The sequence below is a fragment of the Exiguobacterium flavidum genome (genome assembly GCF_003344535.1).
GTDB classification, from domain to species: Bacteria; Bacillota; Bacilli; order Exiguobacteriales; family Exiguobacteriaceae; genus Exiguobacterium_A; species Exiguobacterium_A flavidum.
Genome location: NZ_QPKS01000008.1, coordinates 42,789 through 66,831, shown reverse-complemented (window position 1 = coordinate 66,831; position 24,043 = coordinate 42,789). Strand labels below are relative to the sequence as shown.

Annotated in this window: 27 protein-coding genes; 17 read left to right on the top strand and 10 right to left on the bottom strand. The window is 58.8% G+C overall.

Annotation, left to right across the window (positions count from 1 at the left end; translation table 11 throughout):
• Nucleotides 1–54: 54 nt before the first annotated feature.
• The 3 genes from DFG60_RS09185 (at nt 55) to DFG60_RS09175 (ending at nt 1,703) form a co-directional block, all read left to right on the top strand.
• The gene (locus DFG60_RS09185; RefSeq protein WP_114571469.1) at nt 55–492 is read left to right on the top strand and encodes a cytidine deaminase; all 438 of its coding nucleotides are present in this window, start codon (nt 55–57) and stop codon (nt 490–492) included.
• A 98-nt stretch (nt 493–590) separates the two neighbouring features.
• The gene (locus DFG60_RS09180) at nt 591–932 is read left to right on the top strand and encodes a GNAT family N-acetyltransferase (protein WP_157964513.1); all 342 of its coding nucleotides are present in this window, start codon (nt 591–593) and stop codon (nt 930–932) included.
• 75 nt (nt 933–1,007) lie between these two features.
• Entirely contained in the window at nt 1,008–1,703 is a 696-nt protein-coding gene (locus DFG60_RS09175) for a hypothetical protein (RefSeq protein ID WP_114571467.1), read from the top strand.
• A gap of 26 nt (nt 1,704–1,729) precedes the next feature.
• Here the strand turns inward: DFG60_RS09175 and DFG60_RS09170 are convergent, their stop codons facing one another.
• Nucleotides 1,730–2,686, bottom strand: coding sequence for a DMT family transporter (locus tag DFG60_RS09170; protein WP_114571466.1), 957 nt, complete (start codon nt 2,684–2,686; stop codon nt 1,730–1,732).
• Between the two features lie 36 nt (nt 2,687–2,722).
• Nucleotides 2,723–3,643, bottom strand: coding sequence for a DMT family transporter (locus DFG60_RS09165; RefSeq protein WP_232818686.1), 921 nt, complete (start codon nt 3,641–3,643; stop codon nt 2,723–2,725).
• 232 nt (nt 3,644–3,875) lie between these two features.
• Between DFG60_RS09165 and DFG60_RS09160 the strand changes: the two genes are divergently transcribed.
• Nucleotides 3,876–4,568, top strand: coding sequence for an SH3 domain-containing protein (locus tag DFG60_RS09160; protein WP_114571465.1), 693 nt, complete (start codon nt 3,876–3,878; stop codon nt 4,566–4,568).
• A gap of 58 nt (nt 4,569–4,626) precedes the next feature.
• Here DFG60_RS09160 and DFG60_RS09155 read toward each other — a convergent pair whose 3' ends face one another.
• Genes DFG60_RS09155 through DFG60_RS09130 form a run of 6 tightly spaced genes read right to left on the bottom strand, consistent with a single transcriptional unit; the run spans nt 4,627 to nt 10,857 of the window.
• The gene (locus tag DFG60_RS09155; RefSeq protein ID WP_114571464.1) at nt 4,627–5,991 is read right to left on the bottom strand and encodes a dihydrolipoyl dehydrogenase family protein; all 1,365 of its coding nucleotides are present in this window, start codon (nt 5,989–5,991) and stop codon (nt 4,627–4,629) included.
• Between the two features lies 1 nt (nt 5,992).
• Entirely contained in the window at nt 5,993–7,177 is a 1,185-nt protein-coding gene (locus DFG60_RS09150) for a dihydrolipoamide acetyltransferase family protein (RefSeq protein ID WP_114571463.1), read from the bottom strand.
• Nucleotides 7,178–7,189: 12 nt separating this feature from the next.
• Nucleotides 7,190–8,191 (bottom strand): alpha-ketoacid dehydrogenase subunit beta, encoded by a 1,002-nt coding sequence (locus DFG60_RS09145; RefSeq protein WP_114571462.1) that lies wholly within the window; start codon nt 8,189–8,191, stop codon nt 7,190–7,192.
• 2 nt (nt 8,192–8,193) lie between these two features.
• Complete coding sequence (pdhA, locus tag DFG60_RS09140; protein WP_114571461.1) at nt 8,194–9,246, bottom strand: pyruvate dehydrogenase (acetyl-transferring) E1 component subunit alpha; 1,053 nt, start codon at nt 9,244–9,246, stop codon at nt 8,194–8,196.
• A gap of 15 nt (nt 9,247–9,261) precedes the next feature.
• Complete coding sequence (locus DFG60_RS09135; RefSeq protein ID WP_114571460.1) at nt 9,262–10,404, bottom strand: Glu/Leu/Phe/Val family dehydrogenase; 1,143 nt, start codon at nt 10,402–10,404, stop codon at nt 9,262–9,264.
• An 18-nt stretch (nt 10,405–10,422) separates the two neighbouring features.
• Nucleotides 10,423–10,857, bottom strand: coding sequence for a thioesterase family protein (locus DFG60_RS09130; protein WP_114571459.1), 435 nt, complete (start codon nt 10,855–10,857; stop codon nt 10,423–10,425).
• 463 nt (nt 10,858–11,320) lie between these two features.
• Here DFG60_RS09130 and paaA point away from each other — a divergent pair, with 463 nt between their 5' ends.
• The 12 genes from paaA (at nt 11,321) to DFG60_RS09070 (ending at nt 21,910) form a co-directional block, all read left to right on the top strand.
• Nucleotides 11,321–12,292, top strand: a complete 972-nt coding sequence (gene paaA, locus DFG60_RS09125; RefSeq protein ID WP_114571458.1) for a 1,2-phenylacetyl-CoA epoxidase subunit PaaA — start codon at nt 11,321–11,323, stop codon at nt 12,290–12,292.
• A gap of 14 nt (nt 12,293–12,306) precedes the next feature.
• Entirely contained in the window at nt 12,307–12,651 is a 345-nt protein-coding gene (paaB, locus tag DFG60_RS09120) for a 1,2-phenylacetyl-CoA epoxidase subunit PaaB (RefSeq protein WP_114571457.1), read from the top strand.
• Nucleotides 12,651–13,436 (top strand): 1,2-phenylacetyl-CoA epoxidase subunit PaaC, encoded by a 786-nt coding sequence (gene paaC, locus DFG60_RS09115; RefSeq protein ID WP_408608656.1) that lies wholly within the window; start codon nt 12,651–12,653, stop codon nt 13,434–13,436. Before paaB ends, paaC begins: the two co-directional genes overlap by 1 nt.
• A gap of 5 nt (nt 13,437–13,441) precedes the next feature.
• Complete coding sequence (paaD, locus tag DFG60_RS09110; RefSeq protein ID WP_114571455.1) at nt 13,442–13,936, top strand: 1,2-phenylacetyl-CoA epoxidase subunit PaaD; 495 nt, start codon at nt 13,442–13,444, stop codon at nt 13,934–13,936.
• Nucleotides 13,937–13,951: 15 nt separating this feature from the next.
• Entirely contained in the window at nt 13,952–14,275 is a 324-nt protein-coding gene (locus DFG60_RS09105; protein ID WP_114571454.1) for an EthD family reductase, read from the top strand.
• Nucleotides 14,253–15,029 (top strand): enoyl-CoA hydratase/isomerase family protein, encoded by a 777-nt coding sequence (locus DFG60_RS09100; RefSeq protein ID WP_114571453.1) that lies wholly within the window; start codon nt 14,253–14,255, stop codon nt 15,027–15,029. The genes DFG60_RS09105 and DFG60_RS09100 overlap by 23 nt, the downstream gene beginning before the upstream one ends.
• Before the next feature lie 12 nt (nt 15,030–15,041).
• On the top strand, nt 15,042–16,559 hold the full coding sequence (locus DFG60_RS09095) for an aldehyde dehydrogenase family protein (RefSeq protein ID WP_114571452.1): 1,518 nt from the start codon (nt 15,042–15,044) through the stop codon (nt 16,557–16,559).
• 60 nt (nt 16,560–16,619) lie between these two features.
• Complete coding sequence (locus DFG60_RS09090; protein WP_114571451.1) at nt 16,620–17,480, top strand: 3-hydroxyacyl-CoA dehydrogenase; 861 nt, start codon at nt 16,620–16,622, stop codon at nt 17,478–17,480.
• Nucleotides 17,480–18,682, top strand: coding sequence for a 3-oxoadipyl-CoA thiolase (gene pcaF, locus DFG60_RS09085; RefSeq protein WP_114571450.1), 1,203 nt, complete (start codon nt 17,480–17,482; stop codon nt 18,680–18,682). Before DFG60_RS09090 ends, pcaF begins: the two co-directional genes overlap by 1 nt.
• Before the next feature lie 15 nt (nt 18,683–18,697).
• Complete coding sequence (locus tag DFG60_RS09080) at nt 18,698–19,465, top strand: enoyl-CoA hydratase-related protein (RefSeq protein ID WP_114571449.1); 768 nt, start codon at nt 18,698–18,700, stop codon at nt 19,463–19,465.
• Nucleotides 19,466–19,537: 72 nt separating this feature from the next.
• The gene (paaX, locus tag DFG60_RS09075; RefSeq protein WP_114571448.1) at nt 19,538–20,422 is read left to right on the top strand and encodes a phenylacetic acid degradation operon negative regulatory protein PaaX; all 885 of its coding nucleotides are present in this window, start codon (nt 19,538–19,540) and stop codon (nt 20,420–20,422) included.
• A 93-nt stretch (nt 20,423–20,515) separates the two neighbouring features.
• Complete coding sequence (locus tag DFG60_RS09070) at nt 20,516–21,910, top strand: bifunctional metallophosphatase/5'-nucleotidase (protein WP_114571447.1); 1,395 nt, start codon at nt 20,516–20,518, stop codon at nt 21,908–21,910.
• A gap of 13 nt (nt 21,911–21,923) precedes the next feature.
• Here the strand turns inward: DFG60_RS09070 and DFG60_RS09065 are convergent, their stop codons facing one another.
• Complete coding sequence (locus DFG60_RS09065) at nt 21,924–22,439, bottom strand: gamma carbonic anhydrase family protein (protein ID WP_114571446.1); 516 nt, start codon at nt 22,437–22,439, stop codon at nt 21,924–21,926.
• A gap of 74 nt (nt 22,440–22,513) precedes the next feature.
• Between DFG60_RS09065 and DFG60_RS09060 the strand changes: the two genes are divergently transcribed.
• A complete protein-coding gene (locus tag DFG60_RS09060) occupies nt 22,514–23,485 on the top strand; it encodes an NAD(P)H-dependent flavin oxidoreductase (RefSeq protein WP_114571445.1) in 972 nt (323 codons plus the stop codon).
• Here the strand turns inward: DFG60_RS09060 and DFG60_RS09055 are convergent.
• Complete coding sequence (locus tag DFG60_RS09055; protein WP_114571444.1) at nt 23,464–23,967, bottom strand: hypothetical protein; 504 nt, start codon at nt 23,965–23,967, stop codon at nt 23,464–23,466. The two genes, DFG60_RS09060 and DFG60_RS09055, sit on opposite strands and share 22 nt — an antisense overlap.
• Nucleotides 23,968–24,043: the final 76 nt, after the last annotated feature.

Sequence of the window (24,043 nt, the reverse complement as noted above, 5' to 3'; positions counted from 1 at the left end):
CTGCTCGGCGTCGGTTATATCATCTATCAATTGTTTTTCTAAGGAGAAATGAACATGCAGACATTTGAAATCACAAGTCAGGACCTCGAGCTCGTCGAGGAGGCGAAACGGACGATCCGCCGCCTGTACAAGCTCGGGAAACACCATGTCAGCTCGAGCATCCGGACGCGGGGCGGTGAGGTCGTCTCGGCCGTCCACGTCGAGGCCTATATCGGGCGCGTCACCGTATGTGCCGAGGCGATCACGATCGGGAAGGCGATTTCGGAAGGACAGGATGAGTTCGAGACGATCGTCGCCGTGCGTCACCCGTATCCGGACGAAGCGGATCAGACGCTCCGCGTCGTCAGTCCGTGCGGCATGTGCCGCGAGATGATCTCGGACTATGCACCGGGCTGCTTCGTCCTGCTTGAGGACGAAGGGCGTCTCATCAAGATCCGGGTCGAGGAACTACTGCCGCTGAAGTATAAGCGGGTGCAGGAGGGAGCTTCTTGATACTCCGCAAGGGCACTGGAAATATGAAAGTCTCAACAGCCGCCGGTAAGGCGGTTTTTTCTTGTTTTCGGGTATGAGGACTAAAAGGAGGGATGGTCATGCTGCATGGTATCTATCCGGATTTCGAGACGTCCCGGCTGAAGGTGCGCGTCGTCTCATTCGAAGAGGAGACGTGCCGCTGGGGGCTGTTCGAACGTGATACGAGCGAACGAATCGGCGCAATCCAGTTCTATTTCGACCGGGAGGCAGGAGCATTCAGCTATGAAATCGACGCGTCTTCCCGAGACCGGGGGCTGGTCGAGGAGGCGCTCGAGCCGCTCGTTCAGTTCATGTTCAACACGATGCGTCTGAAAGAGGTCGGGGTGATCGAGGACGGGCTGAAGCTCGAGGCAATCGGGTTTGAGAAAGAAGGGAACAGGCAGGTCATTCGAAGGAAATAATAGTGAATTGGTGTATTGGCTCACCTAAAATATGGGTAAAGGTTCGTTGAGAAGAAAAATAAGGAGGCTCCATCCATGATGCGCACCGAGAACGCCGACTCCAACTCATTGCCGCCTTTGAAGGAATACACCGATCACTACGAATACCGCTTGATCGAGGACTACGAAGAGCGCTACTCGAATTTCGAGATCCAGTCGATCCAGCTCGAAGAGGTGCTCGTCAACCTGCTCGCTACGAAGGACGAGACCGTGCTCGTCTCACTGTTGTTCCTGAAACCAGTCGAACGCGAGGTGATCAGGGATTGGCTTTCCCTTTATACGGTCAGCTATGACCAGCACGACGGGGAAGGTTACTTCATCGAGGGCGCGGACGAACTGCTTGACGTCATGCTCTACAAAGGAAAACCGATCGCCGTCGCGACGCGGGGAGAGGACCGGCTCTATTATGATATCGCGGGGGCGGTCGAGGTGCGCCGGCCGGCGAATTTACCGAAGCAGAAGAAACCGTTGCTCTATTTGAACGGGGAGGCACGGTATACAGTCCCGCGCATCGGGTTCGATCCGCTGCGGGACGAGGTGCACGTCAACGGTCTGTTCCTGTTCGTCGATTACATGGACAACTTCGGCGGACAGGTCGGCTTCTTCCGGAAGACGGATCCGAAGCTGCCGGTCGTCCTTTTGATTGGGAGATCGATCATCGAGATGGAGCTGACGGACGAGGCAGATGGCAGCCGGATCCTGATCGTCGAACAACCGTATGACGAGGCATGAAAAAAGACAGCGCGGGCTGTCTTTTTTCATGCCGATTTTGTTTTCCGCTTCGCCGTCTCAGGGCGGTGCGAGATGTAGCTGTGCAGTATCATCCCGAGCATGATGACGCCCATACCGACCCATGCGAGAGGCGAAGGCATTACCGTCCCGAGCAGGAGAATCTCACCGATGACCGCGAACAATACCTCCATCGACTGCGTCGCTTCGACGGCGGCAAGTTTGGCCATGTTGCCCCGGACGAGATCGGTCGCGCTGAAGAACAGGACGGTCGCGACGACGCCGGAAGAGAGCGCGACGAGGAAGGACTGCACTGTCTGCTCGGTCGACGGGAGCCCGTATTGCGCAAGACCGATCGCGGCGAGGATGAGCCAGAGCGGAAGACTCGCGAGCGTCATCCCGAGGACGCGCTGATAGGCATCAAGCCGCCCGCCGGTCACCTCCATCATCTTCCGGTTACCGAGCGGATAGGCGAACGACGCGATCAGGATCGGCAGGACGCCGAACAGCAGCAGGTTCGACGTCAAATCGTCCGCCTGTTCGAGATAGAGCAGGGCAATCCCGAGCAAAATGATGAGCGACATGAGGAGGCCTTTAAGCGGAATCTTGCCGCGGACCTTCTTGCCTGCGACCGATATGAAGAAAAATGGAGCGAGCAGTGACCCGGAGATGATCGTCACTTGCCACGTCCCGGCAATCAGCCAGCCCGGTGAATAGGATGCAGCGAAGCAGAGAGGCGCATAGAACAGTCCGAATCCGATGAAGCTGTAGACGAACCAGTCGCGCGGCCGTTCCTTCATGACGATCAGGAGTGGCACGAGCCCTTTTCGGTAAGCGACGATCAACACGAGAAACGGAATCATGAAGAAATAGCGGAGCGAAGCACTGAAGAGCCAGCTTCCTCCTGACAGCTCCATCGAATGGTTCAAGATGAACGTGAAGGCGAAGAAGAGGGCGGATAATACACCGAGTACGATAGGACGCATGAGATCACTTCCTTTGTTCAAAGCGTAGGAGACGATTCAGAATGGTCTCCGCTCAGAGAGTGTTTTTGAGACAGATCTTCGGCGCGTCCGATATGTCGCGACGAGGACGCCGACGATGATCAGCGTCCCGCCGAGGAAGAAGCTCGGATCAAGCGTCTCATCGAGCCACCACCAGCCGAGTAAGGCACCGACGAGCGGCTGAAAGAAGAAGAAGAGGGAACCGATGCCCGCGTCCATCATCTTCATCCCGGCGTTCCAGAGGAGGAAGGCGGCAGCGGTCGAGAACAGACCGAGGAAGACGACGCCGGCGAGGGCACCGGCGCTCGGCATCAAGAAGCCGTCCTTCAGCTCATAGAGCATGACGGGCGTCGTGAAGAGGAAGGCTGCTAAAATCGCGTACATCGTGATGGCGAGCGACGAGAATCGGTCTGAAGCGATCTTCGCATAGACGGAAAGCAATGCCCACGTCACGGCCGCTCCGATCAGCAGGATGCCGCCGAGCAGATGCGTCTCTCCGCCTTGGCCGAGACCGACGACGATCAGGACCCCGGTCGTCGCAAGCAGCAGGGCGATCGTCTTTCTTCGAGTGAAACGTTCCTGCAGGAGGAAGTAGGCGAAGACGAAGATGAACGCCGGCGTCGCGGACGTGACGAGGGCACCGGTATGGGCGTCGGACCATTTCGTCCCGACGAATTGTAAGGCGATCGAGACGAAGTAACCGATGAAGCCGGTCCACGTCAGCAGACCGATGTCGCGCGTCGTCATCTCCTTCAGTTTGACGCCTCCCTGCATACGGTGGATGAGGAAGAGGGCGAGAAAGCCGATCGCGTAGCGGAGCCACATGAGTGTAAACGGCGGGATCTCGTCGAGTACGTATTTGCTGACGACATACGTGCCACCCCAGATGCTTGCTGCGAACGACAGACAGAACGCTCCGAACAGCGGATGTTTCGACAATCGATTCACTTCCTTTCCGACAATCATGAAGAACGGGCATATCATATATGTAACTTGATGTTCTTTTCGTGACGCGATGATTTTTTCATGTATAACACAAGGTTAAAGTGAAATGGATAAGGTTTGCAAATCGTATTTCACCGAAATCCATCTAAAGGCATGAAAAGTTAAGGCGGGCTATCCTCGAAATGTCACCGCTGGACGGGTACAGAAGGGGGAGGAGGGGATCGGAATGATCAAGAAACGCGGTATCGTCGGAATACTTACGATCATGTTGGCCGGGACAGGGATTGTGCCGGCAGAGGCAGCGGAGACCCGCGTCGCATACGTCGGTGCGAACGTGCTCAACATCAGAAAAGATAAGGAAACGTCAGCGCCCATCGTCGGGACGCTTAAAAAATACAGCCGCCTCGTCGTCTATTCGGATCAGGGCGGATGGTCGGAAATCCGGTATGACGGACAAAAGGCATACGTCATGACGAACTACATCCGGCCGATGACGAGCTTCCTCATGGATACGGACAAACACTACGTCTACCGGGTCGACGGGAAGGTCGAACTGCATCGCCACACCGGTCGTGACGACGTCTGGTATAAATGGACGGTCGACAAACGCTGGACCTATGCTGTGACGGAGACGGGAAAGGGTCTCTACTGGGGACTTCCGGAATCGGAGTATGCGATCGTCTTGTCCTATCCGCTGAAGAAAGGGAAGGCGTGGGCGTCCGGTCCATACGGGAACGGCACATCTGTCATCCTCGGCGTCAACCAGACGATGAAGACGAAGGCTGGGACATTCAAAGGCGTCGTGACCGTCAAGACCCCGACGAACTATGTCGTCTCCTACGCACCGAACGTCGGTGAAATCAAAAGCGTGAAGGACGGGAAAGTGAAGGCGGAACTGATTTCGCTGATGAACCGATGATTCCACACATTAAAAGGGACACGACTCCTTAGCGAGAGTCGCGTCCCTTTCGTTTTGGTCAAAGCACGACCTGTTGTTTCTTCGGAGGAAGATGGATCGCCTGTCCGACGAGGCTCTCGACAGCTTCGAGCAGTCCTTCGTTCGTGCTCGGATGAGCGAACAGCGGGAACTTCAAGTCCTCTTCCTTCGCAACTAGCTCGAGCGCGAGGACGAACGAGGAAGACAGTTCGATTGCGCCTCGTCCGACCATATGGATACCGAGTACGATGTCCGTCTGGGCATCCGAGATGACCTTGACGACACCGGACGTCTCACCATGGACGGCGCTGTAACCATTCGCGCCGAGCGAGAACTGTCCTGTCCGGATCGTATGGCCTGCCTCCGTTGCCTCCTGCTCCGTCATGCCGACGGAAGCAACCGGGGGAGATGTGTGGAGGACGACAGGGAAGATGGCGTTTGCATCGACTGGCTGGCCACTCATCACGGCGACTGCACTCTTGCCTTCCTTGATTGCCCGGGCGGCGTATCGAGGACCGGCAGTCACATCTCCGATCGCGAAGATCGAAGGAATCGACGTCTGATGATTCGAGACGACGATCGTGCCATCCTCCGACTGTTCCATCCCGATCCGGTCGAGCCCGAGCGCGTCGACGTTCGGAAGGCGTACGCCTGTCGTCACGATATGCGTCGCTGTAATCGAGAAACCGTCGAAATGTGCTGCATCATCCTCTGCTTTTTCGAAAGAACCTGACTTCACCGTGATGCCTTGTTTTTTCATCAGGCGCCGCAGCTCGCGCGTCAGCGTCTCGTCGAACGGCATGTCCGTCGCCATGACGAGCGTGACGTCCGCACCGAGCGCCCGGAAGTTCATCGCCGCCTCGAGCGCGATGTAGTCGGAGCCGGCGACGACGAGGTGCTCCGGAAGGGTTTCGAGCGCATATAATTCTTCAGGTGTAATGGTGCCGGGAGTCTTTACAGGACGGCTGCCGGTCGCGATGATCGCCTGCTTGAAGCGATATGTATCGAACTGATGACCGTTCGATACGCCGATCCGGTCGTCGGACAGGAAGACGGCCTCTCCGCGGACAAGCTCGATCTTGTTTGCCTGGAGGAGCGCCTCGACGCCTGACCTGAGCTTATCGATGACGCTTTCGCGGTAGGCCGAGAGCTTAGTGAAATCGTGTCCGACCAGGTTGAAGCCGAGGGCGTCGAGCGTTTTTTGCTCGGCAGCTTTCGCGGCAGCGACGGCTGTCACCTTAGAGGGGATGCATCCTTCGTTCAGACAGACGCCCCCGATCCGGTCGCGTTCGATCAGCGTCACTTCGCGTCCGAGCTGGGCCGCCCGAATCGCGGCCGTGTAGCCGCCCGGACCGCCGCCGATGATGATCAGGTCACGTTCTGCGATCAATTCTCCTACGACCATCTTAAATCAACTCCATGAACAGGTTATTCGGCTGCTCGATCAACTCGGCAAACCGGTTGGTGAAGGCGACGGCGGTCGCCCCGTCCGCGACGCGATGGTCGAACGACATCGAGACGTTCATCATCGAGCGGACGACGATCTGATCCTGCTCGTCGACGCAGGCCCGCTTCTTCGTCTTGTGGAATGCGATCAGCGCCGTCTCTGGATGATTGATGATCGGCGTCGCGCCGGTGCTTCCGAGCGGACCGACGTTGCTGACCGTGAACGTCCCTTGTCTCAACTCGGCAGGCTTCAGCTCGCCAGCCTTCGCGCGTCGGTTCAACTCCCGGCAGCTCGCGTCGAGTTCGCGAAGCGACTGGCGGTCGACGTCGCGGACGACCGGGACGATCAGCCCGTCATCCGTATCTGTCGCGAGACCGATATGATAGACGCGTTCGAGGATGATCCGCTCGTTCTCTTCGTCGAGCTTGGCGTTGAAGACAGGGAAGTCCTTCAGAGCGACGACGAGCGCCTTCAGGAAGAAGGCATTGACGGAGATGGATGTTCCTTGCGCTTTCAATTCCTCGCGCAAGGCGAGGAGGTGCGTCATGTCGATTTCCTCGAAGTGCGTGACATGCGGAATCGTAAAGAGGGAAGCGGTCATCTTCTTCGCGATTTGGCGGCGCATCCCGCGGAACGGGATGACGTCCGGTTCGGGCGGTGTCTCATCCTGCGATTCCGCCGGTGCGTGCACGGACGCTTCTGCTGCCGGCGCAGGAGCGCGTAAGGAGGCGATATGATTTCGGACATCCTCTTCCGTGACGCGTCCTGACGGATCCGTCCCGGTCACGTCCTCGATCTTGATGCCGTTATCACGGGCGATCTTTCGTGTGTAGGGCGTCGCGAGGACGCGCACCGGGGCGAGGATGCTCGCGGACGTTTCACGCGTCGCGTTTTCCTGCGTTCGTTCCGGCTCCTCTTCGATCAAGAGCAGGGCAGTGCCGACACCGACCGTCTGGCCGACGGGCACGAGAATCTCTTTGACGGTTCCGGAGACGGGCGCCGGGAGTTCAGCGACCATCTTATCGGTCGAGACTTCGACGACGGGCTGGTCGATCGTGACCCGGTCACCGGGCGCGACGAGATAGTTCGCGATCTCACCTTCCGTCATCCCTTCCCCGATGTCATGCAGTTTGACTTCTCTCACTAGTTTCACCCCTTAGAAATGAACGGTCTGTTCAATCGATTTCAAGACGCGCGCAGGCGTCGGCATGTAATGGTCCTCGAGCGCGAACAGCGGCACCGGAACGTCGAATCCGGTCACGCGGGCGACCGGTGCCTTCAGGTAGAGGAACGACGTGTCGTTGATGAGGGCGACCAGGTCGGTCCCGAGACCACCCATCGCGTGCGCCTCGTGGACGATGACGGCACGTCCCGTCTTCTGGACGGATGTTGCGATCAATTCCCGGTCGAGCGGGTAGAGCGTCCGCGGATCGAGCACCTCGCAGGAGATGCCTTTTTCTGCCGCCTCGAGTGCCGCCTTCTCGGCGACTGCGACCATCGCCCCCCAGGCGATCAGCGTGACGTCAGTTCCTTCCCGGACGATCTTGCCCTCGCCGATCTCGATCGTATATTTGTCGGTCGGGACTGCCTCCTTCGACGAACGGTAGCTCCGCATCGATTCGAGGAAGAGGACCGGGTCCGGATCCTCGATCGCCGCGATCAGCAGACCTTTCGCGTCATACGGCGAGGACGGGCAGACGACCTTCAGGCCCGGCATTTGAGTGAACAAGGCCTCGGTCGAATCGGAGTGGATCTCCGGCGCGCGGATGCCGGCCCCGTAAGGCGCGCGGATGACCATCGGCACACTGTAGGCGCCCATCGTCCGCATGCGGATCCGGGCGACGTGCGTCATGATCTGCTCGTACGCGGGATAGATGAAGCCGAGGAACTGGATTTCGACGATCGGCTTGTAGCCGTTGACGGCAAGCCCGACCGATGTGCCGACGATTCCCGCCTCGCTGAGCGGCGTATCGACGACACGATCCTCGCCAAACTCCTCCTGCAGGCCGTCCGTCGCCCGGAAGACGCCGCCGTTCTTGCCGACATCCTCGCCGAGGACGAGCGTCGTGCCGTCTTCGCGCAGCTTGACGCGAAGCGCGTCCGTGACGGCCTGGACGAGCGTCATGTCCGTCATCTTTTGGTTGATGTTCGTCGCCATGCTCAATTCCCCCTCAGCGTGAAATAGTCCGCTTTTTGTTGCGCGACTTCAGCCGGCATCACTGCATACGTATGGTCGAACAGATCGTTCGGATCAGGCTTGCTGAAACGTTCCATCTCGGCGACGGCCTGTTCGATCTCTTCCTGGTGCTTCGTGCGCATGGCTTCTGCACGTTCCTCATCGAAGATGCCGCGCTCCTTCATGAACAGCTCGATCCGCGTCAACGGGTCGGCCTTGTCGCGGGATCGCTCCTGGTCGCGGTATTTCGACGGGTCGTCGGCCGTCGTGTGTGCGCCGTAGCGCCAAGTGACCGCCTCGATCAATGTCGGTCCACCGCCGGAACGCGCCCGGCTGACGGCATCCTTCATCGCGAAGTAGACGGCGAACGCGTCATTCCCGTCGACCCGGACGCCTGGCATGCCGTAAGCGACCGCTTTTTGGGCGACGGTCTCGGAGTTCATCTGTTTTGCGATCGGTACGGAGATGGCATAGCCGTTGTTCTGGTTGAACAGGATGACCGGGGCGCGGAATACGCTCGCGAAGTTCATCCCTTCATGGAAATCACCTTCAGAGGTCGCACCGTCACCGAAGTAGGCGACAGCGATGTTCTGTGTCCCTCGGCGCTGTTCGGCCCAGGCTGCGCCGACCGCATGCGGGATCTGTGTCGCGATCGGAACGGCAGGCGGGAAGATATGGCGCTCCTTCGACGGCACGCAGCCTTCGACACGCCCGTTCCAGTAGAGGAACGTCTTGACCATGTCGGCGCCGAACGTCAACGTCGCACCGTGGTCCCGGTAGGTCGGGAAGACCCAATCGTCCGCCTCGAGAGCGAGTGCGCTGCCGACTTGGGAGGCCTCCTGCCCTTCGAACGGTGCATACGTGCCGAGCCGCCCTTGACGCTGGAGATTGATGGCTTTTCGGTCAAATGTCCGAATCCGGTTCATCTCGGTATAGAGTCTCCAGGCAAGTTCAGCTGTCAAAAGGTCCTTCATCGTCTCGTCGACGATTCGTCCATCGTCTCCGATGATTCGTCGCATCGGGAAAGTCGTCTCCATCGTTGCACCTCCGGTTTAGTGATTTCGGATATTCCACTTCGGTTTGATCGTGTTCGTAAAGAAGCTGTTCCGTGCGCCGCGGTTCGCGATTCGTTTGTCGCACATCCGGTTCGCCGCTTCGAGCGTCGTGATGCTGTCGGCATGCGCCTCGCGGAACACTTCGAGGACAGCGTCATAGATGTGACGCGTCTTGAGGAGGACACGTTCCGGGTTCGCCCCGTAGAGTTCGTCCGCCACCTGGATCAGTCCGCCACCGTTGACGATGTAGTCCGGCGCGAACAGTATCTCCTTCTCGCGCAGCGTGTGCGCGAGTTCGTCCCGCTGCAGCTGGTTGTTCGCCGATCCGCAGATCGCCTTGCAGCGAAGCGTTCCGATCGTCGTGTCGTTGATGACGCCGCCGAAGGCGCACGGGACGAAGATGTCGGCATCCGTCAGATGGATTTCGTGCGGGGCGACGACTTGAACGGTTCCCGGGCTTCTTTCGGCCTTGAGCGTGATGTCCTTGAGCGATTGTTCCGAGATGTCGGAGACATAGAGCCGGGCCCCGGCGTCGAGCAATTGCTCGGCGACCTTATAGCCGACCTTCCCTAGTCCTTGGACGGCATACGTCGCGCGGCTCAGGTCGTCAGACCCGTACAGCGTTTCGATCGTCGCACGCAGACCGTTGATGACGCCTGCCGCAGTCGGGATCGAGGAGTCACCGCTTCCGCCGAATGATTCCGGCGTCCCGACGATTCGCGTGGTCTCACGCATCGCATGGACGAAGTCGTCCATCGTCGTCCCCATGTCCGTTCCCGTGTAGAAGCGTCCGCCGAGCGAGTCGACGAACTGGCCAAAGGCGCGGAAGAGTTCCGGCGACTTGTCCTTTGCCGGGTCGCCGATGATGACGGCCTTGCCGCCGCCGAAATCGACATCTGCCGCGGCGCACTTGTAGGTCATCCCTTTAGAGAGGCGAAGGACGTCGTCGAGCGCCTCGTCCATCGAGGCGTAAGGAGCCATCCGCGTCCCGCCGAGCGCGGGACCGAGTGTCGTATTATGGATCGCGATGATCGCCTGGAGTCCTGAGACCGGGTCATTGCAGAAGACGACCTGCTCGTGTCCGGCGATTTTCTCGAGGACGGACGGCTGATGATTCGCTGATTTGTTCAATAGGTTCATGACATGACCTCCTAGAGTTTAGAAAGGATTAAGGTAAGCGCTTTCATTTCGGTTGTTAAAAAAAGTGCTCATCGCGAGCTTTTGGTGGATGACCGGTTTCGGCAGAACGACCTGCTTGACCTCACCGATTCCAATGATGCCGTAGTCGTTGCGTGCCTCGACACGAGTGACGATCACGTTATCGCGAATCTCCGTGAGCGTCGCCGTGACATAGACGCGTGATCCGAGCGGGGACATGTCGACGTGCTTCAATGAGACGGCACCGCCCATCCCTTCCTCGTCCTCCTCGAGATAGGGGAGGATGATCTTTCTTGCGGCCCATTCCATATGATAGACCATCGAGACGGTCGAATAGGCAGGGTGGACGACCTGCCCTTCGAACTGGGCGTACATGTCCTGCGTGACGGTCGCTTCTACGGTGGCCGTCTGACCGATTGAAAGTCCAGGTTTCATGTGAATCCTCCTGAGGTAGCCGCATCTCTTTCTGTCAGCTGCCGAATGATGATTGGTCTTACCAGATGAGTATAACACTTGTTACACGATATTTTAACAATACGTAACATAACTATCAAACGTTTTCCAAAAAATGTCCAATTGCCTTCATGCCATCGTGGTGCAGACATCACCGTCTCGTGATTCTTCATCGGTCACGGTATGGGTGCGAAATGAACTGCAGAAAAGCAGGAACAGGACGACTGATCTTATCAGGTGAACTGGACGATTCGAGAAATCAAACGTTGACAACTTTATGAACGTGACGTACGTTGTCAATATAACCATATTTTTACGGTCGTTTAATTTTAGTGATGTAATGTCGATGCACGATCCTCATGTTCGATGCATTCAGGCAGTGTTCCAAGTGATTTTGAAAGCGTTTACACAGATTCGGATCACGTCTTACAGAGGAGGAATCACGATGCAACCATACACACCGCTGTTCGAGCGGGAAGCGCTGACGGAAGAACAGAAGCTTGAACGTTTCATCGCCCGGATCGAGAACGGCGACAAGATCGAGGCGGACGACTGGATGCCGGAAGAATACCGGCTGACGCTGATCAAACTGATCTCGATGCACGGAATCAGCGAGATCATGGGTGCCTTGCCGGAGAAGGAGTGGGTCCCGAAGGCACCGAGCTTAAGACGCAAGCTCGGCATCATGGCGAAGGTACAGGACGAGATGGGGCACGGGCAACTGCTGCTGCGCGTCGTCGAGGATCTGCTTACGCCGTACGGCAAGACGCGGGGCGACTTGATGCAGGACCTCTTCTCCGGTGACCTGAAGTTCCATAACGTCTTCCACATGCCGACGAAGTCGTGGGCGGACGCGGGATTGATCGGCTGGCTCGTCGACGGCGCGGCGATCATCACGCAGACGAACATGCTCGGTGCCTCCTACGGACCGTATGCCCGCGCGTTGCAGCGGATTTGTGCGGAAGAGGTGTTCCACGCGCAACACGGGGAGTCGATCATCATGGCGCTCGCCGAAGGGACACCGGACCAAAAGGCAATGATCCAGGAATCGCTCGACCGTTGGTGGGAATCGCTGCTCATGTTCTTCGGACCGGCATCGAAGGAGACGACGGGGACGTCGAAGCAGGACATCACGATCAAATACAAGATCCGGACGAAGACGAACGAGGAGTTGCGCCAAAGCTTCTTCACGAAATACATTCCGCGCGTCCTCTCGCTCGGACTGACGATCCCGGACCCGACGCTTCGCTTCGACGAGGAGCAGCAGCTGTGGATCTACGCACAGCCGGACTGGGACGAGTTCAAGAAAATCATCCGCGGTGAGGGACCGCGTTCGAAGGAACGTCTCGCACTCCGCCGGACGTCCTATGAAAACAACGCTTGGGTGCGCGAGGCGCTTGCCGAGACGATGGCCTGAAAGGAGCTTTTTCGATGAATGACACGTTCTATCAGGAATTCGAAGTGTTCAGCAAACGGACGCCGAACGCTGCCTTCTCGCATCAGTTCAGCCTGCTCGCTCCGAATAAGGAGATGGCGCTGATCATGGCGCAGGAGAACTTCATGCGGCGCGAGCCGGTCGTCGACATCTGGGTCGTCAAGCGTTCCGACATCCGCGGGCTGACGCCGGACGAGAAGCAGATGCTTCAACGTCTCGACAACAAGGAGTACCGGACGACGAAAGGATACGGCTACTTGAAGAAGAAGTGGCGGCACTACGAGCAGCAGATGCTCGATGAGAAAGAGATCATGTCATGGTCGGGCGAGGGGGAGAAATGATGGAGACACCGAACAAGCAAGCGCTCGTCGATCTGCTGCTTCAGCTCGCGGATGACGATTTCCTCTACTCCTATCGCGGTTCGGAATGGCTCGGCCTCGCGCCGCATATCGAGGAGGATGTCGCATCGTCCTCGATCGCCCAGGACTCGATGGGGCACGCCGCGATGTATTACCAGCTGCTCGAGGAGCTCGGCCTCGGGAGCGCCGACATGCTGGCGCACACGCGCCTTTCGCATGAGCGGAAGAACACCGTCCTCGTCGAGCGCGTCAACGGACCGGGCTATTACATGGAGACGCCCGAGTACGACTGGGCATACGCGGTCGCAAGGAACTACTGCTATACGCTCGCGAAGAAAATCCGGATCGACGCGTTGAAGAAGAGCAGTCATGCCCCGCTCGCAAGCGTAGCCGTCAAGATCAACATGGAGCTCTACTACCATCTGATGCACTGGCAGACGTGGTTTACGCAGCTCTATTCCTCGACCGAGACGGCGCGCGACAAGATGGATGCGGCGCTTGCGCTCGTCATGGCCGACTTCGGAGACGTCTTCTCGTACGGCAAGAACGGAGCGGCGATCGAAGAAGCTCGTCTGATCGAGGGGGAGAACATTCTGCTCGACAGATGGTACGCGGCCATCACGCCCGTCCTCGTCGGACTCGGTGTGACGCTTCCTGAGATCGGGCACGAGCGAAACGGCCGGGACGGCGAGCATACGCCGGATTTGAACGACGCGCTCGCGACGCTCGGCGAAGTCTATCTGCTCGATACGACGGCAGTCTGGTGAGCGGGATGGACAGACTCCATGACGACATCATGCGGGCGCTCGATACGGTCAAGGACCCTGAAATCGACACGGTGAGCATCCTCGACCTCGGTATGTTCGAGTCGTTCGAAGTGGCCGAACACGATGGAGGATACGCCGTCAACGTCACGGTACTGCCGACGTTCCTCGGCTGTCCGGCACTCGAGTTCATCAAGCAGAACATCATCAAGGCCGTCTCAGGCGTCGACGGTGTGAGCCGGACCGAGGTCGGATTCGTCTTCGAACCGCCTTGGACGTCGGACCGGATCACGGAACGCGGCGAAGCGGGACTCAAGGCATTCGGCATCGCCCCGCCCCGGCAATCGGAGGAAGGCGAATGGCAGATCGACTGCCCGTACTGCGGATCGACGTACGTGACGATGGAGAACCTGTTCGGTCCGACGGCCTGTCGCAGCATCGTCTACTGCAAGTCATGCAAGAACCCATTCGAGGCGATGAAACCCGTCTCTACTCTCATGTGAAGGAAGGTAATCGACATGGTAAAACTGATCGCACTCTACAAACAACCGGAAAACAAGGAACAGTTCGACGAGCACTACTTCAACGTCCACGCGCCGATCACGGCGAAGATCCCCGGGCTCAAGGAGATGAACGTCACGAAAATCGTCGGCTCGCCGATGGGCGGCGAGGGCGCGTACTACCTCATGTGCGAGATGATCTACGAGAGCCATGAGGCGATGAAGGAAGGGATGCGTTCTGCTGAAGGGAAGGCGTCAGGCAAGGACCTGATGGGCTTCGCGGGCGACCTCGTCACGCTGATGATCGGTGAAGAAGTCCATGCAGACAGCACCGTACGTTGAGACGAAGATAGATGGGCGGATCGGTCGCGTCATCCTGAACCGGGCTGAGCAGTACAACGCGCTCAACCGGGAGATGGTCCGTCAAATCGCGGAAGCGTTCGAGTCGTTCGACGCGCATGACGACATCCGTGTCATCCTGATCGAAGGGACTGGAAAGGCGTTCTCCTCCGGTGCCGACATCGAGGAGCTCGCAGGCGAGACGCCGATTTCGCTCGAACTCGCCGACCCGTTCGCGGACTGGGACCGGATCAGCCGGATCAAGAAGCCGATCATCGGCGCCGTCCACGGCTTCGTCCTTGGCGGGGGGTTCGAACTCGCGCTCAGTTGCGACTTGTTGATCGCCGCTGAAGGGACACAGTTCGGTTTTCCTGAGATACTGATCGGCGTCATGCCGGGAGCAGGCGGGACGCAGCGGCTGACGAAACGGATCGGCCGGACGCGCGCGCTCAACTGGCTCCTGACGGGGGAACGGATGCAAGCGAATCAGGCACTCGATTACGGCCTCGTCAACGAAGTCGTCGCGCTTGCGGAACTGGAGAAGGCGGCAATCGCCCTGGCTGAAAAAATCGCGGCGCAACCGCCGCTGTCCGTCCGCCTGATCAAGGAGGCCGTCGATAAGGCGGTCGACCTGTCGACGCAGGCCGGGATGGAACATGAACGGAAGAACTTCTACCTCCTCTTCTCGACAGAAGACCAGAAGGAAGGCATGAGCGCCTTCAAAGAAAAACGACGTCCTGAGTTCAAAGGGCGCTAAGGAGCGGATTCCATGTCAACGGTACACGAAACGAAACTCGACCAGCTCGAGATGAAGCGTGCGGTCTATCAATTGCTGATCAACGGCGAACGGATCGACGGAAGCGCCGGTGAGACGTTCAAGACATACAACCCGGCGACCGGAGAGGTCGTCGCGGAAGTCGCGAAGGCGACGAAGGCAGACGCGGACAAGGCGGTCGAGGCGGCACGCGCAGCCTTCGAACACGGCAAGTGGAAGATGTGGCCGGTCGGACGACGGGCGCAAGTGCTCAATAAAATCGCGAGCATCATGCGAAGCCGGTTCAACGAGATCGTCGAGCTCGAGATCCTCGACACGGGTAAGTCACTCGCGGCGGCACAAGGTCAGGTCATGCAGGCGATCGAGGACTTCGAGTTCTACGCGGGTGCGATCGTCGGTCACCGCGGAACGGTCAACAACGTCCCGGGACAATTCCATAACTATACCGAGAAGGAGCCGGTCGGTGTCTGTGCGCAGATCATCCCGTGGAACTATCCGCTCATGATGGCGGCTTGGAAAATCGCGCCGGCGATCGCGGTCGGCTGCTCGGTCGTCGTCAAGCCGGCGACGCTGACGCCGCTGACGGCGATCATCCTCGGTGAGATCTGTCTCGAGGCGGGTGTTCCGGCAGGCGTCGTCAACGTCATCCCGGGTTCAGGTCGTGAGGTCGGCAACCACCTCGTCGAACACGAGGGAGTCGACAAGGTCGCATTCACCGGATCGACTCCGGTCGGCAAGGACATCATGGGACGCGCATCGCAGACGCTCAAGCGCGTCACGCTCGAACTCGGCGGGAAGTCGCCGAACCTCGTCTTCGAGGATGCGGACATCACGGCCGCCGTCGACGGATCGCTGTTCGGGATATTTTACAACAGCGGGCAGTCGTGTGAAGCCCGTTCGCGTCTGTACGTCCATGAGGACATCTATGATGCGTTCATGGAGCAGTTCGTCGCGAAGGCGAAGCGCCTCGTCCTCGGCAACCCGTTCGACAAAGGGACGCATGTCGGTGCGATCATCGATCAAGGACAAGTCGACGTCATCGACGGCTATGTCCAGTCGGCGAAGGCGGACGGCGCGGAGATCCTGCTCGGCGGCAAGGTCGCGCAGGTCGAAGGATACGAAGGCGGCTTCTGGTATGAGCCGACGATCATCGCGGGTGTGACACACGAGATGAAGGCCGTCCAGGAAGAAATCTTCGGCCCGGTCGTCGTCGTGATGAAGTTCAAGGACGAGAAGGAAGCGGTCCGACTCGCGAACGATACGGAGTTCGGTCTCGGCTCTGCCGTCTGGACGAAGGACGGGGCGCGAGCGACCCGTATCGCGAATCAGATCAAGGCAGGCATCGTGATGGTCAACTGTCCGTTCTCGGCATTCCCGGGTACGCCGTTCGGCGGCTACAAGCAATCCGGATTCGGCCGCGAACTCTGCATCGAGACGCTCGATCTCTACACGGAGACGAAGAGCATCCTGTCGTACTACGGCAGCCGTCCGCTCAATCCATTCGGACTTTAAGGCATACGAGCCGTGCGGACAATTCGTCCGTGCGGCTTTTACGGAGAGGGGTTTTTTCAGATGATCGAACGAATCACGGTAGTCGGATCAGGCGTGATGGGGCGGGGGATCGCCTACGTCAGCGCGATGAAGGGCTTTGCGACGACGCTCGTCGACGTCGCGGACGCGCAACTCGCAGATGCGAAGAAGGCGCTCGAACAGATCGCGGAAGACGGCATCCGGCGCGGCAAACTGACGCGGGAAGAGGCGGAAGCAGGCTTTTCGCGCCTCATCCTATCGACTGATTTAGCTGCGAGCGCACAGGCGGACCTCATCATCGAGGCTGTCCCGGAACGCGCAGACATCAAACGGGCGGTGTTCGCGACGCTCGAAGCGAATGCGCCGGAGCACTCTTATTTCGCGACGAACACGTCGACGATGAGTCCGACCGAGATCGCGTCTTACGCGAAACGCCCGGAACGGACGATCGCGATGCACTTCTTCAACCCGGTCCATCTGATGCCGCTCATTGAGATCATCCGGGGACTCGAGACGGGCGACGAGACGGTCGCCGCCGTCCAGGAAGTCGCTGCACGTCTAGGCAAGGAGACGGTCGTCATCAACGAGTTCCCGGGGTTCGTCACCTCACGGATCAGCGCCCTCGTCGGCAACGAAGCGTTCTACATGCTGCAGGAAGGGCTCGGTACGCCGGAGGAGATCGACAAGGCGATCCGGCTCGGTCTGAACTATCCGATGGGTCCGTTCGAGCTCGGCGATCTCGTCGGACTCGACACCCGTCTCAACAACTTGCGCTATCTGCATGAGAAACTCGGCGAGAAGTACCGTCCGGCACCGCTCCTCGAGCAATACGTAGCGGCCGGTAGGCTCGGACGGAAGACGGGACGAGGCGTCTACGACTATTCGGAAGGAGTGAAGGCATGATGCGCGAAGTCGTGATCGTCGACGCCGTCCGGACACCGATCGGTCGGTACGGCGGAGCGTTGAAGGATGTCCGGCCGGACGACTTGGGTGCTGTCGTCATCGAGGCGTTGATCGAACGGAATCCGGCGTTACCGCCGGGGGAAATCGAGGAGGTCATCTTTGGCAGCGCCAATCAGGCCGGAGAGGACAACCGTAACGTCGCGAGGATGTCGGCGTTGCTCGCCGGACTTCCGGTCGAAGTAGCCGGGACGACCGTCAATCGATTGTGCGGATCCGGGCTCGACGCCGTCATCCAAGCAGCGCGAGCGATCGCGCTCGGTGAAGGTGATATCTACATCGCGGGCGGGACGGAGAGCATGACGCGGGCGCCGTTCGTCATGGGGAAGGCGGAGGCCGGTTTTGCGCGCGGGAATCCTGAAATGTACGATACGACGATCGGCTGGCGCTTCATCAATGATCGCCTCGCAGAGCGATACGGGACGGATTCGATGCCGGAGACGGCGGAGAACGTCGCGACGCGATACGGAATCAGCCGCGAGGCACAAGACGATTTCGCCTTCTCGAGTCAACAGCGGGCGAAGGCGGCGATCGAGGCGGAACTTTTCCGCGAGGAGATCGTGCCAGTCGTCCACGTCGACAAGAAAGGGCGCGAGACGTTGATCGAGCATGATGAACATCCGCGCCCGGAGACGACACGCGAGAAGATCGGGACGCTGAAGCCGCTTTTTGCGGGAGGTACCGTGACGGCTGCCAACGCATCCGGTGTCAACGACGGAGCATCGGCCCTTCTATTGATGAGTGCGGAGAAAGCGCTCGAGCTTGGACTGAAGCCGCTCGCTAAGTACGTCGCGAGCGCGACGGCGGGAGTCGAACCATCGGTCATGGGCATCGGTCCTGTCCAGTCGACCCGGAAACTGCTCGCGCGGACAGGGCTTTCGGTGGATGAGCTCGACTTGATCGAGTTGAACGAGGCGTTCGCAGCACAAGCGCTCGCCTGCATGCAGGAACTCGGCCTGCAAAGCGACCGGGTCAACGTCAACGGCGGAGCGATCGCGTTCGGTCATCCGCTCGGCGCGAGCGGTGCCCGGATCCTGACGACGCTCGTCCATGAGATGAAACGGCGCGATGTACGATACGGACTTGCGACGATGTGCGTCGGTGTCGGACAGGGCATCTCGGCGATCGTCGAGCGTGTCGAGTGACAAGGAGGGAAGTTCATGAACATTCGATTCGAAGTACGGGAGCAGATCGGCTATATCACGTTGAACCGGCCAGAACGGCTGAACTGTTTCGACTATCCGACGCTTCAGGAGTTGCGCGGCATCATTCGCGACATCCGGCATGATTCATCCGTCCGCGTCGTCATCGTCACCGGGAGCGGCAAGGCGTTCAGCGCCGGGGCCGATCTGAAGGAACGCAAGACGCTGAACGAGCAGGAAGTGCGACGGAACGTCGCCGCGATCCGCGATGCGTTCACGGAACTTGCCGCACTGCCGCAACCGACGATCGCCGCCGTCAACGGCTACGCGTTCGGCGGAGGGTTCGAGCTGATGCTCGCCTGTGATTTCCGGATCGCTTCAGCCGGCTCAGTGATGGGGTTGACGGAGACGAGCCTCGGCATCATCCCGGGAGCGGGCGGGACGCAGCGCCTGCCGCGTCTGATCGGGGAAGCACGGGCGAAGGAACTCATCTTCACGGCGCGGAAGATCGATGCACGGACAGCCGATCAGCTCGGTCTGCTGAACGGCGTCACGGATGGGGACGTACTCGAAGCGAGCGAGACGCTCGCGCGTGAGATGCTGCGAAATGCGCCGATCGCGATCCGCCAGGCGAAGCAGGCCATCACGGCAGGCATGGGGACGAGCCTCGAAGAAGGACTCGCGATCGAGAGCGCCGCCTACGAGGCGGTCATCCCGACAGCGGACCGGCGTGAGGCGCTCCGCGCTTTCGAGGAAAGACGTCCGCCAGTCTTCTCCGGGAAATGAGGATGGTTTGATTTCGAAATAACGGTTACACTGGTGAGAGACAAAAATATGTTATACGAGAGAGTGGATGACATGAGTGCGAACACCCAATCGATGATCTTTACGATTTACGGCGACTATATCCGCCATTACGGCAATAAAATCTGGATCGGCAGCCTGATCCGTCTCCTGAAGGAATTCGGGCACAACGAGCAGGGCGTCCGCGTCGCTGTCTCCCGAATGGTCAAGCAGGGATGGCTGACGTCCGAGAAAAGAGGGACCCGCAGTGTCTACTCCCTGACGCCTCGCGGCATCGAGCGGATGGAGGAGGCGGCAGCCCGGATCTACAAGCTGACGCCTCACGAGTGGGACGCGAAGTGGCGTATTCTCATGTATACGATCCCGGAAGAGAAGCGCCAGGTGCGTGACGAGTTACGAAAAGAGTTGCTATGGAGCGGCTTCGGCAACCTGTCGAACGGCTGTTGGATCTCACCGAACCCGCTCGAGAAGGAAGTCGACCGATTGATCGAGGCCTACGGAATCGAGGAATACGTCGATTTCTTCGAGGCGAAGTACAAAGGTCCGCAGGAGGACGCCTCGCTCGTCGAACGCGGCTGGCCGCTTGACGAGATCGCAGCCCGGTATGAAGCGTTCATCGCTTCCTACAGCAGCCAGTACATCGTCCATCAGAGCTTGATCCAGCAAGGCGAGATGTCGAACGAGGAATGCTTCGTCGAACGGACGAAGCTCGTCCATGAGTACCGGAAGTTTCTCTTCGTCGATCCCGGCTTACCGAAGGAGCTCCTGCCGGCACAGTGGAGCGGAAACCACGCCGCCCTGCTGTTCAGCCAGTACTACCGGTTGCTCGCGGAGCCGGCAAGCGCCTTCTTCGAGGAGATCTTCCAGCACGGCAACGATTTGAAGAAGAAAGACGACCTGTACGACGCGACGGATCATCCGTTGCTTGCGGAGCGATGAGATGAATGGCGGCCCGGATAAATCCGGAGCCGCTTTTTGAAGGATTTGGAAATGGAATTGGCGAAAGGGTCGTGAAGAAATGGGGGAAACGACATGACAAGACTGAGCATCATCCATACGAACGACATACATAGCCATTTCGCGAACTTCTATCGCGCGGCGACCTTGATCGCAAAACGTCAGGAAGCGGAGACGCTCCTGCTCGACGGCGGGGACTTCGCCGACTTCAAAAGCATCGAATATCGCGGCACGAATGGGCTTGCCGCAGTCGATCTGCTCGAGGCGGTCGGATACGATGCGCTGACGATCGGCAACAACGAGATGTTCAAAGGAGCAGACACGCTCGAAGTGATGGCTTCGGCGAGCCGCGTCCCGTTCCTGAGCGCAAATCTGTTCAAGGCGGACCGTTCGGCATTTTCAGGTGTCAAATCGAGTGTGGTCGTCGAAAAGAACGGTCTCCGCATCCTGATCGTCGGCGTCTCACCGGACATGGTGGAATTCAATGAGGGGCTTGGCATCCATGTGTCGGATTATGAGGAGGCGATCAGGGGGGAACTCGCGGCTGCGGCTGAACACGACGTCTGTATTTTGCTTAGTCACGTCGGGACGAAGGCGGACACGCGTCTCACGGAAACGCTCGAAGGCATCGACGTCATCATATCGGCGCACGACCATAAGCTGTTCCCGGAGGCAAGGCTCGTAAACGGCGTCATCCATCACAGCGCCGGTCAGCAAGGAGAGCACATCGGGGTGATCGTACTCGACGTGACGGAGGACGGCGTCAAGCTGGTTTCCTCGGCATCGCTCCCGACGGCGCAGGAAGAGCCGCGAGTGGATCTGATGGAGCTGATGAAAGTGAACAAGAAGAAGGCGATCGAGACGCTGAGTCGTCCCTATTACCCGCTCGAAGCAGCCCTCTGGCACGACGTCGTCGAGGAGAACCCGCTGTCGAACCTGATCGCGGACGGACTGCGCGACCTGCTCGGATGCGAGATCGGCCTGATCAACAGCGGCATCGCGAACGCCGGGCTGTTCGACCATGTCTCGGAACGAAAACTGATCGAGGTGTCGCCGTCGCCGCTCAATCCGACGTCGTTCGAAATCCAAGGCAAGCATCTGATCGAATCACTCGAACAGTCACTCGACGCGCAGGTCTGTCTCGCGGAAGGGCGTGGGCCCGGATTCCGCGGACGTTTCGTCGGGCGGCTCCATGTCTCCGGCATGACGGTCGAACACCGCGCTGGACGAATCGAACGCGTCGATGTCGGAGAGCACCCGATAGAGATGGAGCGCTGGTATACGGTCGCGACGTCCGACTATCTGCAACGCGGCTCCGGCTACCCGGCGCTCGCGAATAACAGGAATCCCTACTACCGGGGCGACGAGATTCGCGACGTCATCCGCCTTTACGGGAATCAAGAGACTTTTCTCGAACGGGCAGACAAAAAGCGCTGGATCGAACAAAAAAAGACGCCTCTTCACGGATGAAGAGACGTTCATCTTATGATTCGAGCTCTGCGCGGAAGGCATATCCTTTATCGACGTAGGAATCAATCGACTCCTGGATCATCTCGAGGTCTTGTGCGTTCAGCTCACGGACGACCTTGCCCGGTGAACCGATGACGAGCGAGCGGGGCGGAATCTTTTTTCCGGACGGGATGAGCGTGTTCGCGCCGATGATGCACTCCTCGCCGATGACAGCATGATCGAGGATCGTCGCACCCATCCCGACGATCGAGCGGCGTCCGATATGGCACCCGTGGAGAATCGCGTTATGCCCGACCGTGACCTCGTCCTCGACGACGACGGGGGCACCTTCATACAGATGGATCGTCGCATTGTCCTGGATGCTGCAGCGTTTGCCGATCGTGATCGGTCCCTCGTCACCGCGAAGCACGGCGTTGAACCAGATCGTCGACTCCTCACCGATCGTCACTTCCCCGATCAGATAGGCGCCTGGGGCGATGAAGACGTTTTTTTCGAGTTGCGGCGTTTTGCCTTGATACGGAATTTGCATAGGTGGATCCCCCTCGTCATGAATAGTTCGTTCTTGCTCTTAGTATAACATCTTAGGTACGGAGGGATTTAAAAGTGAAAGATATCTGTCAAAGACTCGGTATCCGCCTGCCGATCATCCAGGGCGGGATGGGCAATATCAGCAATGCGCCATTGACTGCCGCTGTCTCGAACGCAGGCGGACTCGGGACGATCGGTTGCGGAACGATGACGCCAGGTGAGGTCGATCGCTTGATCACCGAGACGAGGAGACTGACTGATCAGCCGTTCGCCCTCAACATCGCCCTGACTGTATCGCCGTATACAGAGGAGCTGATCGAACTTGCGATATCCCGTGAGATTCCGGTCGTCTCCTTGTCAGCCGGTAATCCCGCCCCTTACGTCGAACGCCTGCACGCTGCCGCTTGCCAGGTCATCGCGCTCGTCGCGTCCGTCAAGCACGCGCTGAAAGCGGAAGCGGCCGGAGTCGACTATCTCGTCGCGGAAGGTTTCGAGGCGGCAGGGATCAATTCGAACCTCGAACTGACGACGTTCACCCTCATCCCGCAGATCACAGACCGGGTCAGCATCCCGGTCTTCGCTGCCGGCGGAATCGGTGACGGACGCGGACTCGCTGCCGCCTTCCTGCTTGGGGCGGCCGGTGTTCAGCTCGGTACGCGCCTAATCGCGACAGCCGAGGCGGATGTCCACATCAACTATAAGCAGCATCTGCTCCAGTCGGATGACGGGGGGACACGGATCATCGGCCGTTCGGTCGGCCGCGTCCGCCGTGTGCTCGACGGTCCTTACGTCGAACAGGTGATCGAGGCGGAGAAGGACGGCATGACTGTTGAACGTTTCAATGAACGGACGGCCGAGGCCTTTCACGTCAAAGGTGCGATCGAAGGGGATGAGACGAAAGGGTATGTCAATGCCGGTCTCGTCTCCGGGATGATCGCGGACGTTCCGACAGTCGAAGAACTGTTTGGACGGATGATGGAGGAAGCGAAGGAAAGCGTTACGCGAGTCGAGAAGTCGCTGAAGAATCAAAGCAACAGGTCGAATTGAAGTTCGAAGTAATGCCTCTCGTTCGCTGAGTCCATGAGGGTGATTTGTCCGTCGCTGAGCGGCGGGGTCAGGATCCCGAGTGCAGTCTCGATGATATGGCGCAAGCTTGCCAAATCGACAGGATAGTCGTGGGACGTGATCGAAAGTGCTGTGACCCCGGTCAATCGGATGAAGCGCAGTACGTCAGCCAAGATGTTCGCTGAGGAAAGAACTTCTTCCGGCGATAGGGAGATACCGGAGAATTCGCCTCCCGCATCGACGAGGAACTCGAATGAAAGCGACCAGGCGGGAAAGTGCTCATGGTGATCGGCCGGACCCTCATCTGGCGGAGAGAAGGCGATCGACAAACAGAACAAGCCGGTGTGGAGCGTCGCGTGGAAAACCCTGGACGTTCCGCGCAACTCCGCTGGATCGGAATAGGAGATGGAATCGACACCAGGGATGCTTGAAATCTCTTGTTGAAACAGCTCATGGTAACGCATCGCCGCCTGGCCTCCGTTCAGTAATTTTGTGAAATCTAATAGGTCTATTCCCATTTTTCGGAATAGACCTATTCCT